The organism is Novipirellula methanifontis, assembly GCF_052161655.1.
Taxonomy (GTDB): Bacteria; Planctomycetota; Planctomycetia; order Pirellulales; family Pirellulaceae; genus Novipirellula.
In genome coordinates this window covers 4,424,567-4,441,119 of the sequence record NZ_CP197418.1, presented here as the reverse complement: position 1 = coordinate 4,441,119, position 16,553 = coordinate 4,424,567, and the positions used below count along the sequence as shown (strand labels likewise).

Sequence of the window (16,553 nt, the reverse complement as noted above, 5' to 3'; positions counted from 1 at the left end):
TACCGAACGACCTGCTTACTTGTCAGGCTTCAGGTTGAACGAGCCCATGTGAATTCCGGTTGCCTCGTCGTAGGCAAAAATACCGCCGGGAGCGAAGTATTTTTCAAACTCTTCGTAGGCTGGCAACTCATTACGTTCGAGCAACTGCGAAAAGTTTTTAGCCACCACATTGCGTTCTCCAACACCGCGTAGGAATTGGCGAGAGTCATTGGATTTGGCTAATTCATACAACTGGCGGAAGTAATCGGCGCCTCGCACAAACGACACCATGAACGGTTTTTCGCCGTCCAGTTTTCCGCCTAATTCACTTGCCACCAGATCGAACTCGGAAACTTCGACCAACCGCCCCAGCGATCCCGCGTTGGCCTGGATCATCCGAGTTAGAAAATTGCGACTGTCGCCCACGATCAACCAATTCCCCAGAATCACCATGCTGGGTTCGGGTTGACGCAGTGCCGCAGGAACATTTCGACGATTGCGAGTAGAAGCATAAACCACGGTGCCCGACACGGTTTCGACCGATAACGCTTCGGGGCGTCGTTCGCGGAATTTGGCGATGATCGCCTTCGCGGCTTCGGGATCTTTTAGCTCGAAGGCACGTGCCGTGATTTGGCTGTTCAACTTCACCGGGCGTTCCAACCACGTGGCACTGACGTAACGACCCGTCAAATTTTCGATCACGTCTTCCTGAATTTTGATCCCGGTTGCTTCGAAGAAAGGTTGTTCCACCGTTCGCGTCAGCGGATCTTCGCCCTGGAAAATGGCCAGGATTTTGTTCAAGTTTTCATAGGTTTTGCTAAAGTCCCAATGAAACGTGGTGTATGCGGTGACATCGGAGGGAACCCAAGCCGGCGGCGTTATATCTACCGTCTTCGGACGTAACACACCAAAAAATCCGTCGCGAGGCGAATCGATCAAAACATGGAGATGGTTGATGTCATCGAACGTATCGCCACCCGAAAATGTGCTGCCACCTACGCCCCGAAGCTTACTGATGCCAAGCTGTTCAAGCATCGGCCATACCAGTGCCGCAGCGCCGCCGCGTTTCACCAATCGCTCGACCAAGTGATAGGGATCTGCGTAAAAGGTCAACTGCGGACGGGTGTCCTCGGCTCCGACACAGCGTGACATCACATTGGCAAAACCAGCGTTGTCGGCCATCGAAGGTTCATCGCTTGTTCCAAGCCATTGTTTTAGCGCTAACTCGGCGGTTCGATGCCCGATGCCAAAAACAACCGTCTCCTGACGCGAAAAGTACTCTACTTCTGGACGCCCCTGACGCGGTGGCATCAGCCGGACGAGGTCTACGTTGTCGATGCGGGTGACACGGCGAACGTAACCCGAGCCGACCAATCGCTGCTCAATTCGATCGACAATCGCCATCATGTCGTCAGTCTGCTTCCCCGACTCGACGATAAACAGTCCCGCCAGCGAATTCTGTTCCCGTCGCTTGCGCTCGATGCGGCGGCGACTCGCTTCAGCTGAATCGTCCTGCTTCTCGCCTGCGGTTGTTGCATCCGAGTCTTGTTCCGGCAAATTGCCTGGCATCATTGCCGCGGCAACTTGACCGCTGGGGATGGCCAACAATTCATCAAGTGATACTCCCACTTCACTGCTAATTCGATCGAACAACTCTGCAGCGGTGTTGTAAACATCGCCTGCAAACGGTTTCAACTTGGGATCGGCTAACATTCGCCCAATCGATGAATCTCGCAAGCTTTCGCGAAATTCAATCGCGTTGTCCACTCGCACATACAGCAACGTGTCTTCAGGCAATAAATGGGGTGCCCCTGGAACGACTTTTTTCTCCTGGGCGTTGACCACAATCGGCATGCCGGCGAGGGGCACCGTCGCGATCATCAAAAAGGGGAGAACCCGGACGCTGAACAGTCCGCTGGGAGTGAAATGGCGAGGGAAGCCGAAACGCATGACGAGTGTCTTTCGAAAGTAATGCGAGGAAGGAGGACAATTCTGCTAGTGCCAAACAGTGTTCCGAATCGGGAAGCTCTGAAATCGGAAGGCTCTGGACCGGAAGTTATCGTTCTATTCGAAGGAAAGGTAAAAGTCTTGGCCTGTGGGCAAAATTATATCTGATGTCCTGCTGTTAGCCCATTTAGCCGAAACTTTTCCCTATCGCTGCCGTTTAAAGAGAGTTGTGGGGAAGTCTGCAGCAAAAGCCTTAAGGGGCAATTTCCGTAGTGGACAAGGCAACGAGTCCCTTTTGGCTGAATGAAGCTGCAGGACTCGTAGCCTCGTCCACTACCGCCCACCATTTATTGTTCCGAACACGCTAAGCAGTTGTGCAGGAGTCTTTCAGTAAATTGGCCGTTTTGGCGCTAGCCACGGTTCCGGCGATGAACCGGGGCTAGCGCCCAAACGCAACGCTGTGAAGCAATTTCTCGTAGCTACCTTCGCCAGAGGGTGGTGATTCGCCATGGATGCCAACAATCCACGCTCTGGCGAGCGTAGCTACGAAACGCAAATGCTGGAATTTCCAGCCTAAAAATCGTTCATGGCGTTGGGTGCCGCCCGGCGGTCGGGCAGGGCTGTGAGCGGCCAGCCCGAGTGTGATCTCGACGGGAAACTTCAATTCGCGGCCCCGCCGACCTTCAAACCTGTGTATCGCCCAACTAAAATATGATGAGTGCTGCGGAAACGAAGACTTCTAAGAAGCACTAACACTATCTGCCATTTCTCCTGCCTGAACTATTATGCAATTACGCCTAACCATCGTTCCTATCTTCGCTGCCGCCCTTCTTCTTACGGTTCAGCCTGCTTTGGCTCAACAGACCGGAAATACCGGCGCCAATGCTACCGGCACGGGGGCAACGAACACGACTGGCAACACCGCCAATACAGGAAACACTGGCAATACGACCGGTGGAGGCACAACGGCTGGCGGATCGGCGAACGCGGACCAAGCGTTTTCGCAGATCGAGCGTGGCACGACGGTCGGAGCAACCGCGAGCACGGGCGCTGGTTTTAATGATATTGGTGGCGCGGCATCGGGTGTCCGTTCGGCCGGCGGACTCGGTGGATTTGGCGGCTTCGGCGGTGGCGGCGGCTTTGGTGGGCTCGGCGGATTGGGTGGCCTGTTTGGAAACGCCAACGCGTCGACATCCACCAAACCAGTGATCCGCACTCGGCTGCGTTCGGCAATCGAAGTCACGCCTCGTACTTCGACGCAAATTCAACGATCCGCAACGCAGCGGATGGTCACGTTGCCAAGCCACAGCCGGATCCCCGGTGTCAACATTCGGGTCGAAAACGGCGATGCGATTCTCGAAGGAGTCGTGGGCACGGAGAAAGATCGACGGATGAGCGAACTGCTGTTGCGATTGGAACCAGGCGTCAAGACAATCGAAAATCGCATCAGTCTTTCGCCGTCGTTCGAATAAGCGAAGATCAATCGCTCGGGTGCTACGCCAAGCACCCGCGAACGCAATTCTGATTCCCCATCAGCGACAATGACGCTGACCCTCGGGGATGTGGCCCGGGCGGCACTAGGGCTGGCACTTCAGTTTTCGCTCAATCTCTCGCGTCTGCGCGAACTCACAAATTCGCCTCTAAAACGCTGGTTCACAACTACCAAAACGCATTCGCGAGTGGAAATGTGGGCCAATAAGCACACTCGGAATCAGGCCGAACGCTCAACTCATCTGACATATCCAATAGGCTAAAATAAACGGTCCTTAACACCCAGGTCCACTCAACACATTGCCACCGACATGACGCTCCCGATCAAGCAGCTGGTGTTCGTATTTTGCGGATTAGTGTTCTCGACTCAACTGCAAGCTCAGCAGCAAGGCATTGTCAACACATCGGATAGCCCCCACGTCGTATTGAAGAGTATCGACATCGGCGATTGCCAGTGGACTGCCGGTTTTTGGGCGGACAAATTCAAGCAGTGTGAAACGGTGATGATGCCGCACATGGGCAGCCTGCTGAAAGGAGACACTGGGTTTGCCTATGACAACTTCAAAATCGCTGCTGGGTTGAAAGAAGGCAAGCACCAGGGCATGCATTGGCATGACGGTGATTTCTACAAATGGATGGAATCGGCGGTGTATGTGTACGCCATCAACAAGGATGAAAAGATTCTTAATGAGTTGGACGAGATCATCGCGGTGATCGCCAAAGCTCAATCCGACGACGGCTATCTATCGACGCAGATCACGCTGAACAATCGAGAACGGTTTTCGAAAAGACAGTATCACGAGCTGTACAACAGCGGACACCTGTTGATGAGTGCCTGTATCCACCACCGCGTCACTGGCAAAACGAACTTTCTGGATATTGCCGTCAAGCACGCGGACTTACTGTACAAGACATTTCAGTCGCGTCCGGCAGAACTGGCACGATTCGGAGTAAATCCCTCACAGATTACGGGCTTGGTCGAACTCTATCGCACGACCAAAGACCCTCGATACCTTGAACTGGCGGGTGTTTTTGTAGATATGCGCGGAAGCCGACGTGAGAGCGGCCTAGCGGCGGTAAACGCTGACTTCAGCGGCGATGCAAACCAAGACCGCGTTCCGCTGAGAAAAGAAACGGAGGCCGTCGGGCATGCCGTGATGGCAATGTATTTGTATGCAGGAGCTGCGGACGTGTATGCGGAAACCGGCGAGGACGCGTTACTGAATGCATTGGAGCAAATCTGGTCAAACGTTGTAGAACAGAAAATGTATGTCACCGGTGCCATTGGCCAGGCGCATCATGGTGCATCCTCTCGCCGAGATTTTGTGCATGAGGGATTTATCGATGGATATATGATGCCCAATTCGACAGCCTACAACGAGACGTGCGCCAACATTTGCAACGCCATGTTCAACTGGCGGATGCTGGGCATCAAGGGCGAATCCAAATACGCCGACGTCATGGAATTAGTGCTTTACAACAGCGGGCTGTCGGGGATCAGCGCCGATGGCAAGCATTATTTTTACACCAACCCGCTACGGCGAACTCGCGACACCAAACTGGGCACAACCGACTATGCCGAGCGGGCTGCTTACATCCCCTGCTTCTGCTGTCCACCCAACCTGGTGCGAACCATCGCAAAACTATCGGGTTGGGCCTACAGTTTGTCGGAAGGCGGCGTTGCGGTGAACCTGTACGGCGGTAATACGCTACGGACAAAGTTGCGAGACGGATCGGAGCTTCATCTGAAACAGGAAACGCAGTATCCGTGGGACGGTGCGGTCACCATCACGATCCAGGCATGTAAAGAAACGCCATTTGAGATGATGCTGCGAATTCCTGGATGGGCGAAGGGAAGCAAGCTGTTGATCAATGGTGAAGCCGCGGGCGTTGACCCAATAGCCGGTACGTATGCCAAGATCACTCGAACTTGGACACCGGGTGACATCGTAACGCTGCAGATGCCGATGGAAGCCCGGATGCTTCTCGGCCATCCACGTATCGAAGAAGTCAGGAACCAAGCGGCGATTCAGCGTGGACCGGTTGTCTATTGCATTGAGTCGCCCGATTTGCCCCGCGACGCCTCGATTCTGGATGTCTATTTACCCGCCGACATTCAATTGAAACCTCAAAAGACCCCGCAGTTCTCTGACGGATTGACCGTACTCCGCGGCGAGGTATTGCTCAAAACGGATCAGCGGGACGTGATGTACCCCGCGTTCGAACAGCCGAACTGGATCAAGCATCCAACTCAATTCATTCCCTACTATGCGTGGTCCAATCGCGGAAAGGCCGAAATGACGGTGTGGATGCCCATTGTCTGGGGTGACATCGAAAACAAATCGGTGAAATGATTTCAACGATTTAACCGGGTCCCTTCGACTTCGCTATCATGTCCGTTTCGCCAACGGGATTCTCTGATGCCCCTTCGTCGCGATCGGATCGACGCTGCTCAACATGATTATTTACAACTAGTTTTAACAATGACAAAAAAATCTTCCCTCTTGTTAGCGTGCCTCTTGCTGGGATTCACATTTGCGGCTCCGGTATTCGTTGCTGCGGACCGGCCCAATATCCTCTGGATCGTGGTCGACGACATGTCGGCTAACTTTTCGTGTTACGGCGAGTCGAAGATCCAAACGCCGCATGTCGACCGGTTGGCCAAAGAAGGCCTGCGATTCACGCGAGCCTACGCGACATCGCCGGTCTGTTCGACCTTTCGCTCGGCGATGATTACCGGGATGTACCAAACGTCCATAGGGGCTCACCACCATCGCAGCGGACGTGGAGAACATCACATCGTGTTGCCCGACGGAGTGCGGCCGGTCCCCGAGACTTTTCAGCAGTCGGGGTACTGGACCTGTATCGGCAGCGGTTTGCCCGGCTATGACGCCAGCGGCAATCCAACGTCCACCGATCGGATGGGCAAAACGGATTATAACTTTGATTGGGATAAAGCGATTTATGATTCGCATGATTGGGCGGGGCGCAAGGATGGGCAACCTTTTTTCATGCAGGTGCAACTGCATGGTGGAAAGATCCGCGGTGCATCCGAAGCGAAGTACAAGGCGATCCAAAAACGCATGGTCGCGGAATTTGGCGAAGCCACCGATCCACAGAGCGTTGACCTTCCGCCTCATTACCCTCGCGACCCGGTGTTACTGCGTGACTGGTCGACGTACTTGGACAGCGTCAAGATTACTGACGCCCATGTTGGACGCGTCATCGATCGACTGGAGAAAGAAGGGCTGTTGGAGAACACGCTCGTCGTCGTCTTCACCGATCACGGGATCAGTCACGCGCGAGGCAAACAGTTTCTCTATGACGAGGGCACACACATCCCACTGGTGATTCGCGGTCCAGGGGTTGGCCAAGGCGAAACGCGAACCGATCTGGTCGAGCACATCGACGTCGCTGCACTCTCGTTAGCCGCAGCTGGCATCGAAATTCCGGCAACGATGCAAGGGCACGACATTCTTGACCAAAATCATCAGCCCAAAAAGGCGGTGTTTGCGGCCCGGGATCGCTGTGGTGAAGCGGCCGATCGCGTTCGCTCTGTACGCAGCGATCGCTACTTGTACATCAAGAACTTCTATCCGCAGCGGCCGCTTCTGATGCCGAGCGAGTACAAAGATACGAAGCTGATCCTGATGCGACTTCGTGAACTACATTCCGCTGGCAAGCTATCCGCGTTGTCCGAGCGGCTGCTCTTTTCACCGACGCGTGCTGCTGAGGAACTGTACCTGTATGGCGATGATCCTTGGCAGACGACGAACTTAGCTGGTGATCCCGAACACGCCAAAGCACTGACGTGGCATCGCGAGCGACTGCAGCAGTGGATCGAGGAAACCGGCGACATGGGCCCTGAGTCGCCCGAGGTTTATGTGCTCGAGACGGAAGACCAGATGCAATCGACGCGAAACGAGACATCACGAGAAAACTATCGCAAGAACACTGAACTGTACAAGCAATGGGCTCGCGAAGGAAAATGATCCAACGTCGCCATCCAAGGACAAACAACCCCATGCCGTCAATCACTAAGCTACGATTCCTATCCACGTGGGCAATGCTCACGATGCTTGTCGCATCCGCTGCCAATGCCGACGAATATGGAACGCTTCTATTTTCGGACGACTTCGAACGCAATGAATCGCAAGAGCTAAAAGACGAACCGGGCAATAACTGGACCACCAGCAGCGACAAGACCGCTGCGGGAGCAAAGCAGGTCGATTTGCGTGACGGCGCGATGCACATGCACACCGCCAAAAACGCCAACCACGCGGTTTCTGTTCGACAGGCATTCGAATTCACCGATGGAACCATCGGGTTGCGATTTCGGCTGGACAATGATGGTGACCGCCTGCAATTGAACTTTGCCGACATGAGTTTGAAGTCGGTTCATGCCGGGCACTTGTTCGACGTCATTGTCGGACTGGACAAGGTTTCGTTCGAAGACAAGAAAACCGGCTTCATGAACCTGAAGATCCGTGCTGCGAACCAGGCAGGCACACTATCGTCTGATGAAAAGGCAAAGCTGTTGAAAACCAAACGCAAATCAATCTCTCACCCGATCACTAAGGGGCAGTGGCATGAGTTGCGGGTACATATCGCCGGCGACCAGATCACGGCGGTGATTGACGGCAACGAGGTCGGAAGTTTCCAATCCGAAGGTATTGCCCATCCAACCAAAGGCCTGCTGCGGCTACTAACCCCCGGCCACTCCGTCGTCGACGACGTGAAAATCTGGAAACGAAATTAGTTCTCTCGTCGTAGATTTTTGACGCGGCCGACAAAACAGTCGCTACCGTCGCCAGACGGTGGAGAAGCGTCAAACGAATAAAAGGTTCCACGAATAAAAGGTTCCAGGACTCAAAACACTATCGTGGTGAAACGAGTCCGCGTGCCTTTTCTTCGCCGAGAGTGGCCAACGTACGACAAAAATCAAAATGCGCTAGCGAGGCGAGTTCGACTTTTGCTTTTTCCGAACGTGTCTAGGCGGGATAATGTTTTTGGCCAAGCCACACCAGCTAAAGACATTGATGATGTAGTAGTTCGGGTCCAGTTCCCACCAACGATGCTGGACCGTTGCGCTGGCGGGATCCGCGTGATGGTTGTTGTGCCACCCTTCGCCAAGGGTGACGATGGCAACCATCCAACTATTCCGACTATCGTCGTTCGTTTCATAGGTCCGGTATCCCACCAGATGCGTGACCGAATTAACTGCCCAAGTGATATGCCAAACATAGACCGTTCTGGCGATCACACCCCACACAAAAATGCTGGCCGTCATTTGCACCGCTTCGCTACTCGGGCCGAACGCGATAAGCGAGCCAATGCTGGCGATCCCCAAGTACAAAATGGCGTGAACGAAAAAGATAATCCCAGCCGAATGCGGCAAGCGTTCGATCCAACGGTAATAGGGATCGTCCAAAATGTCCTTCGCGTATTTTTGATACAGCGAGAACGTGGCCATCGGACTGATGCTTTCATGAAACAGCCAATCCATGTGCGACCAGAAAAAACTAACTCGCGGCGAATGAGGATCTTGTTGCTCGTCGCTGTGACTGTGATGCTTGCGGTGCCAAGCGACCCAGCGAGCAGGCGTTTCCTGAGCCGTACACATAGCACAGGTGACCAGGGCCCGTTCAAACCATTTCGGTGACTTGAAACTTCGATGGGCCAACATGCGGTGGAATGCGATCGGAATCCCCAGCAATCCAAAGACAAACACGCTAACCGAAAACGCTAACACTCCGGTCCAGCTAAAGAAATAGGGTACAAAGACCAACAAAGCCGCCACATGAGTCACGCCGAAAACGATCAGATAGTCCCAACGGACCCGCTTGATCGACGCCGTTGTTGGTCTGGCTTGTCGCGTTCGAGGTGGATCCGATTGCGGGTGGGGTTCCGATGGTAAAGTAGTTTTAGTCAAAACTACGGGTACTGGCTTTTCGGCAACGATTGTTGCCTCTCCGCCTAAGTCATCCATGGAAATTCCCGTCATGCGGTTCGCGCTGGCACGTATCAACAAAGTTGTTGGTGATTGCACCAAAGTTCGAGGCACTATACAGAGTAGTGGCGGATTGAAGAAGGTTGAATTAAACGGCGGTGCTCAATTTGGGCGGTATTGTTGTCTTGCGCAGCGTCAATACGATGACGTTGACGATGCGGAAAAAAACGTGCGTTACTGCTTTTGTGATGATCAGGTAAGCGGGGTTGAATCGCTTTATCGTTCTCGAACAGGGCGAAATCGAAAGCAGCAGCAGTATCGAAGTTGTTTGCCAAGTCGAATCACGCGGTAAAGCCGAATGGGAGACCTGACCCATTTGTTTCCGTCGAATTTGTTTCCGTCGAATTTGTTTCGGCGGGGGAAACAACTTGATGCTGATGCGTGCCCTAGCTTTGAATGGTTGCTACGCTGAGGTATTTCTTTACGATGGCTAGGAGATCTTTGTAGGCGACTGGCTTTTCAAGATAGTCATCCGCGTCGACGCCGTTGAGAATGGGCTGTGACCATCCGGAAATGATCACGACGGGGAGCTCGGGATAGCGACGTTTGATTTCCTGTAACACTTCAATGCCATCCATTCCTGGCATCCCGCGATCACACATCACAAGCTGGAACTCGTGTTCGTCTAGCATCTCCAAGCCCGTAGGACCGTCCGCAGCGGTTCGCGTGGAAACTCCAATTGAATTGAGCATTGCCTTCGCACTCGTGCGAATCATCGGCTCATCATCGATATAGAGGATGCACGGTGAGGCATCATCAACTGACGATTTTTCCAAAACGTCATCATCAGCTTGGGCGTTTTCACCGTCCGTCAATGACTGGGGAAGTTGGTTCTGGGAAGGTTGGCGAGAAAGGGGCAAGAAAATTCTGACGGTCGTTCCCTTGTCGAGCATTGAATCGACTTCGAGCGTGCCGCCATGCTGGTTAATAATGCCATGGCATTCGCTCAGTCCAAGCCCACTGCCTTTGGGCTTGGAGGTGTAAAAGGGTTCCAGACAGCGATCCAATCCTTCCTCCGTCATCCCAATGCCATCGTCTTCGACTTCCACGATTGCATTTTCCGACCGTGCGAAAATACGAATTGTTACCGTCCCGTTACTTACAATTGCATCAGCAGCGTTGAAAATCAGGTTCGTGATGACGGCTCGGATTTGCGACGGTACGGCGTGAACGAACGGCGAGGAACTCGAATGGACCGTGACGCGAACCGTCTTTCCGCCCTCGGTGACGTTACGCTTCCATCGCGGTTTCGTCATTTCGACGGTCTGGTTGATCAATTCCGTCAACGAAACCGTTTCCAATAAGTTTAGGTTATGTGACGCCCGGTAAAAATGATCGAGTCGCCGGACAGTCACCGACATGTCGCTGACTCCGGTGCGAATGAATTCGGCCCATTCGTGCTGCTTACCAACGACGTTGCTATCCTGTGCCAACAATTCGGCAAACGTCATTATGGGTGTCAGCGAATTATTGATATCATGCGCGACGCCAGCTGCCATTTGCCCAAGTGCTGCAAGACGCTCACGCTTGATCGCTTGATCCTGTGTGAACTGCAGTTGATCCAAAGTTAGACGTAGCTTGTCGTTACTCGCTCTTAAGTCATCTTCGGCATGAACTCGTTGCGTCACGTTTTCAACCGCACCGACGTATCCAAGAAGTTCGCCATTGTCGTTTTCAATGGCATCCGCGGCGACTTCGAACCAAACCACGTCACCATTGTGGTGCAGGAACCGGCCTGCTTCATGATACTTGTCGTGCGTGCTAATGGATTGCATCCATGACTTGACAATTCGATCACGGTCCTCAGGGTGAATAGCGATCGCCCAACCGTCGCCGATCGCGACATCCTCCGACACTCCCAACGTTCGCGCAAGCTGTCGGTTGACGTACGACAGCTTGCCGTCGGTACCACTGACAAAAATTCCGGTCGGTGAACAATCACATATTGCTCGAAACTGCGCCGTTTTCACGGCAAACTGACCAGCCAACAGTCCTTGTGCCTTTTCCAGTTCGTCGTTGGACCTGCGAAGTGCCACGCCGCGACGTATCAATCCGGCACACAACCAAACCAAGGTTGCCGAAAAAAGTAACACGGTTGTGATGAACCAAATACGCATCCAAACCGGGGGAATCACACGGACAGCCACGGGGGAACTTGCCGCGGACACATTAAAATCGTTGTCTCGCGAACGAACCTGCAACGAATGCTCACCCGAGCTTAGGTCTTGCAGGACAACGCGTTTCTCGCTCCCAAACTTGGACCACGCGAGATTATCGATGCGATACGACCACATCAATTGATTTGCAGGAGTGCGATTCCAAGCATCCGCGCCTTGCCAAGTCACGGTACTCTCTCCGTGTTGAACGAACGAAATAGGTTCCGGGTCGACAACCGCAGTGGGACGTTGGCGATCGAAACGAATACGCTTGTTGCCATCAAACCACACGCTACCGTCTGGTTCGAATCGAATGGATTGGCGTCCCAAACTTTTGGGCAGATTGGCACTATAGAAACGGTCACCATCAAAACGGTACAAGCCTTCGGACGAATTTGCCCAAATTCCACCTCGGACGCCAATTCCAATCTTGGCAACTTCGCCAGCGGGCAACCCTTGCTGTCCAGCGTATTGCGTGCAGCGGGTGCCGTCGAATTCGAGGACACCTCGACCCACGGTCGCGATCCAAGCAGTGCCGTTAGCATCGACGGAGGCATCAGAACAGATCGTTTTGTCCAGCAGCGAGTCGGTTGGGTGTTGCCAGTTATCTCCGTCCAATAGAACGGCTCCGTAGCCACCCGAAAACATCATCCGACCGTCGGCCAACTGATTGATCGCTGTCGCGTAACTTGGCGCATCGGGCGGCTGCAAGTGTTCCCACGTTGTGCCGCGACCGACGACGATACCACGTGTTTGCTTTAGTTCTCGTCGAGGCTTGACAGAAATCCACACGCGGCCATCACGCGATACGGTGAACCCTTTGCTGCTGAAAGAACGAGCAACGTTAGGGAATTCAATTCGATTCCACGACGTGCCATCAAAAGTGGTCAGTGCAGCGGATTGATTGTGTTCGCCAAAAACGACGACACCATCCTCCGTCGACACGATGCCTTTCGGAACCGCAACGAGACCGTCTTGGGCGTCGATGGCGACCGTTCCGTTGGCGTCTTGCCGCACGGTCAAGTCTTGATCCGAATCGATAAACCAGCGAGCGCCACGTTTGTCGGTGCACTGATATTCCAAATCCTTAATCGACCAGTATTCTGACCGCGACATCGCGATGCGAATTGGATCTTCCCGGTAACCGAGAATCCATAGTGCACCGTCGGATGCTACAAACATTCGTTGGCCGTCGCTGGGCAACTCTTTGTCACGCGTATCATACGTCATCCAAGTGGAATTGCGGTAGAGATGCATTCGGTGACGCGCGCCCACCCAAACGGTTCCATCATCGGTTTGTGCTACAGGCGAAACGTTTCGATAGCCTGTTAGATTCGATAGCTCACCTGAACTCCAATTTTCGCCATCGTAACAATCAAAGCCGCCGTTTCTTTCTGACGAAATCACCCAGATTTTACCGTCATTGGTTTCATACACCGTGGGACGTTTTCCAACCACGAAATCCGGCTTGCTCCACGTCTTCCATCTCTCGCCATCATCTTCGCTCATCAACACTCTGCCGAGGGACGCACCGCACCAGAGTTTTCCATCTCGTGCACGCAAGACGGAGTGGATCGCGGGTGATCGAAACCGGCATTTCGACGACGTCGTCGTGAAGTCGATCGTCTCTGTTTTCTTGCTGCCGTAACGCAGCACCGATGCACGAATCAATTCCCCAGGTGAGCGCTGCAGATGGTGGTCCACGTCGCTGGAGGTACCATTCACACTCAGGATGACGTCGCCGATCTGAATTCCCGCGGCTTTTGTCGGGCCTTCGTCGTCAAGAAAACCAACAGTCCGGCCGATCAGTGATAATCCGGATCCTTCGTTCGTAAAATCCGTTGCCAGGAACGCGTCGGGAAACAGTTTGATTTCATCGACAAAATCAAAGTCTTCGATGATCGCGGCGTACTCGCTCGATGTGAAGAGCGTCGATTCGCCGTCTTGGAATTTGATCAATCCCCAGTCGCTACACACCCAAAGTACTTCGTCGGCCGTTTCAACCACATTTCCAAACTTTGGGCAAGCCTGGTCATTGGTTGGAAAGAACCGTTGCCACTTTTCGCCTACGTCGCCCGTTTTTTCATCGGGTCGGGACTGGTAAACGCCGGACCGAGTCGCGACGATCAATGTGCCGTTGGAACGGACCGTTAACGAATCGACCGGGGCTGCAGGCAGGCCGTGTTGATCTGCATAGTATTGCCAGTGGAAACCATCATACTTAGCGACGCCACTCTTCAGCCCAAACCACATGTTGTGCTGGTTGTCTTCTGCGATGCAACTGGTACCCCGAATGGCAGGTTCTGTAAACCGGCTGATTCGCCACGGTTCCGAAAGTGGGTTGGCAATTTGGATTTGGTACGGAGATTCCGCAGACACGAGATTGCGTGGGCCAACTGCTACCAACAAAGCAACGAAAACCACACAACTCAACAGGTTTACTGAAAGAAACGATGATTGCAAAAACGTTGCAGAGTGACTCGGCAGTCGATTCCGACGCATGTCGGCCCCTGGAACTCTGATAGCAAATGGAGCTCAAAGCGGGTCATTTGCTTGGCGTTGAAATAATGAGTGTACCAGCGCGACATGGTACGTACACGAAAGGGTACGTAATCTTCGCCTACATCAGAAGGTCACATTCCCTGGTGATCGCTGCCGAGTTGTTCCGTCATCGCAGCCAAATCGCCCCGTGGAATCGGTAATTATAGCACATCCTGGGTCAAGTCTTCGGCATCGGCATGTTGCAATCCACGCTGACGAGCGACCCGAAAAACGATCGGCTGATACAGACGCACGAACTCCGCCCATGCTTCCGCCGCAGCCGGGTCGTGCAATTTGCCAATCAGCGACAGTCGTGTTTCAGGTCCCAGCAAAACATTCCTCCAAGAGTTACCCACAGTCCTGCATCCATTGTTACAGGTTTTTCAGAATAATCTTGGATGTAATTTCAAGGGGGCGGCATTGCTGGCCTGCAAAGAAGGGGAAACCGTTGTTAGGAAGAGGATCGAGCGGGAATCAACTGTCGACTATGGAAGCGTTGACAGCGCGTAGGGCCGGTTCCTACCGGCCCAATCTATCGATCCCGTCAAAAGCGGCCGGTGGGAACCGGCCCTACAGGAGACTTCTACACTCAGTCGATCGTTACCTTGATCGGCTTGCTGCCCACTTTGACACCGTTGGCGACGATGGCCGTCGGGGCGTCTTTGCCGACTTTGACAATAAACGTTTTTCCTTTGGGAGCTCCCGGAGTGAACGTTTTGCCTGGGACGCGGACGGTGTACAGCACCTCGTTGCTGTTTGCATCGATCAGTTGCACCACGGGGTTTTCGACATCAAAGCTCAGCTCACCCAGTTTGCCCCAGGATGGTGGGTTGTAGTTGTCAAACTGAGAGATCGTTCGCGGCCAACCAGGATACTGGTCCGCAGCCGGATCGGTAACGTCCACGTTTCGTGGCCAACACTCCATCGTAATATCGCGAGTCTTCGTGTTAAAACGAACGATGCCGAAACCGGCCGCACGTGTATTGAGCAGATTGCCAGCCGGTTTTTCTTCGGGATTCGCTGCGGCGTAGTTCGTAACCTTGTTGGCGAAACCGTCAAGTTGGTCCCCGGTGTAATCGGGAGCACCGGGCTCGCGATTTTCTCCCGGTTCAAGCGGCATCCACCAACGCAGGTAAAGGTTGGCGATCGAAGGCACACAGAACGACCAAATCGCGTCGCGATGTTCGTCAATGCCATGATGAAACAGGGTCGCCAAATGCTGGTCACCTGCATAGTGGAACGCGAACGCTTTGCGAAGCTCGGCGAGCGCACGGTTGCGGCCTGATTGAGGCCAGCCGTTGGAGTCCATGTCCGCGTGCAGTCGTCCATTGGCCGTCCCGTGAATGTGGGCGCCACCGCAGAAAATGGTTTGCGACAGAGCGACCTTCATATCGGCATCACGCCAATCCTGTGCCCAATCGTCAATGAACTTCAACTGGCGTTCGCCCAACAAAATCGCACCTTCGACGTCGACGCTGGCGGGATCATACTCGGGGTTGCGGATGTGATCCGGACGAGGCCCCTGCTTTGGCACTCGACCCGCAGGCCCGGTTTTGAATTTGCGATCCTCCAAAATCGCGAAGTCGATGTTTCCCCAATTCAAGTTGGTGAAATAAACTCCAATGCCCTGACCGATTTTGTGGGGATCCACCGGATCAGGAAGATGGCTGGTCTGAGCACGCTCGACTTCTTTTACATAGACACCAGGCTTGGCGTAACCACCGTCGGCGGCTCCGCTAAGAGTAGAGATTTTCCCGCTTTCGCCCCATAAATTCGGCTGGCCAACGTCATGGTCGTCTGGCAAGCAGATGGTGGGACGATCTTTGATGATGTCACCAAAGTCGCGACCAAACTTCAGCCACGCCGCATAGTGTTTGTTGTGATCGTAAACCTGGTCACCGGAAAAGAAGAGCACGTCGGCGTCGACTCGGTTGACGTTGTCGATCAGATCTTGCCGCGAGATATCGCCTCCGTGCGCCGGTTGGATCGAGTTACCGGTAAAACCGGCAACGACTATTTCGTCCTTGTCGACCGGATTTTTGCGAACCGTGCCTTGATAGAACGCTTCGCTGCCGTGGGCGACACGGTACTTGTACGACTTTGAATCGTCCCAGTTGTCGACTCGAAATGGCGCGGTCCAACCCGATTCGATGACGTTCGTCCGAGCCACCTCGCTCCACTTGCCATCTTTCTCGATTTCCAAACGGACCGTTTTTGGATCGCTATCGGACAACGGATACAGCTGGGCCGTCAACTTCAATGTTTTGTCGTGGACTGTATACAAGGCAAAACAAATGAGGTCCTTCTTTTCGACGTCGGGAATGCTTAGATCGGCACCCTTTCGTGCTCGTTTCTGCTGGGCAACCGCGGGGGTACAAAGCACTAGCAGAGCAAAGCAGCATAGCGTGAGACGGTTCAGTAACTTCATC

Annotated in this window: 10 protein-coding genes; 4 read left to right on the top strand and 6 right to left on the bottom strand. The window is 53.7% G+C overall.

The genetic code is table 11. The annotated features are described in order from the left end of the window. Positions 1-15 precede the first annotated feature (15 nt). On the bottom strand, positions 16-1,929 hold the full coding sequence (locus tag SH528x_RS15685) for a hypothetical protein (RefSeq protein WP_442511456.1): 1,914 nt from the start codon (positions 1,927-1,929) through the stop codon (positions 16-18). Positions 1,930-2,711: 782 nt separating this feature from the next. On the opposite strand from SH528x_RS15685, the gene SH528x_RS15680 reads away from it, so the two are divergent. The 4 genes from SH528x_RS15680 (at position 2,712) to SH528x_RS15665 (ending at position 8,176) form a co-directional block, all read left to right on the top strand. After that, positions 2,712-3,398, top strand: a complete 687-nt coding sequence (locus SH528x_RS15680) for a BON domain-containing protein (RefSeq protein WP_442511455.1) — start codon at positions 2,712-2,714, stop codon at positions 3,396-3,398. A gap of 330 nt (positions 3,399-3,728) precedes the next feature. After that, entirely contained in the window at positions 3,729-5,771 is a 2,043-nt protein-coding gene (locus SH528x_RS15675) for a glycoside hydrolase family 127 protein (RefSeq protein ID WP_442511454.1), read from the top strand. A gap of 129 nt (positions 5,772-5,900) precedes the next feature. Next, positions 5,901-7,409, top strand: coding sequence for a sulfatase family protein (locus SH528x_RS15670; protein ID WP_442511453.1), 1,509 nt, complete (start codon positions 5,901-5,903; stop codon positions 7,407-7,409). Positions 7,410-7,441: 32 nt separating this feature from the next. After that, positions 7,442-8,176, top strand: a complete 735-nt coding sequence (locus SH528x_RS15665; protein WP_442511452.1) for a family 16 glycoside hydrolase — start codon at positions 7,442-7,444, stop codon at positions 8,174-8,176. 192 nt (positions 8,177-8,368) lie between these two features. Here the strand turns inward: SH528x_RS15665 and SH528x_RS15660 are convergent, their stop codons facing one another. From SH528x_RS15660 to SH528x_RS15640, 5 genes are all read right to left on the bottom strand, one after another. Then, positions 8,369-9,349, bottom strand: coding sequence for an acyl-CoA desaturase (locus SH528x_RS15660; protein ID WP_442511451.1), 981 nt, complete (start codon positions 9,347-9,349; stop codon positions 8,369-8,371). 131 nt (positions 9,350-9,480) lie between these two features. Continuing rightward, positions 9,481-9,702 (bottom strand): hypothetical protein, encoded by a 222-nt coding sequence (locus tag SH528x_RS15655; RefSeq protein ID WP_442511450.1) that lies wholly within the window; start codon positions 9,700-9,702, stop codon positions 9,481-9,483. Positions 9,703-9,813: 111 nt separating this feature from the next. Beyond that, positions 9,814-13,962, bottom strand: a complete 4,149-nt coding sequence (locus SH528x_RS15650) for an ATP-binding protein (RefSeq protein ID WP_442511449.1) — start codon at positions 13,960-13,962, stop codon at positions 9,814-9,816. A 323-nt stretch (positions 13,963-14,285) separates the two neighbouring features. Beyond that, positions 14,286-14,456, bottom strand: coding sequence for a hypothetical protein (locus tag SH528x_RS15645; RefSeq protein WP_442511448.1), 171 nt, complete (start codon positions 14,454-14,456; stop codon positions 14,286-14,288). A 257-nt stretch (positions 14,457-14,713) separates the two neighbouring features. Continuing rightward, positions 14,714-16,552 carry a hypothetical protein gene (locus SH528x_RS15640; RefSeq protein ID WP_442511447.1) on the bottom strand — a complete coding sequence of 613 codons (1,839 nt, stop codon included), beginning with the start codon at positions 16,550-16,552 and terminating at the stop codon, positions 14,714-14,716. Position 16,553: the final 1 nt, after the last annotated feature.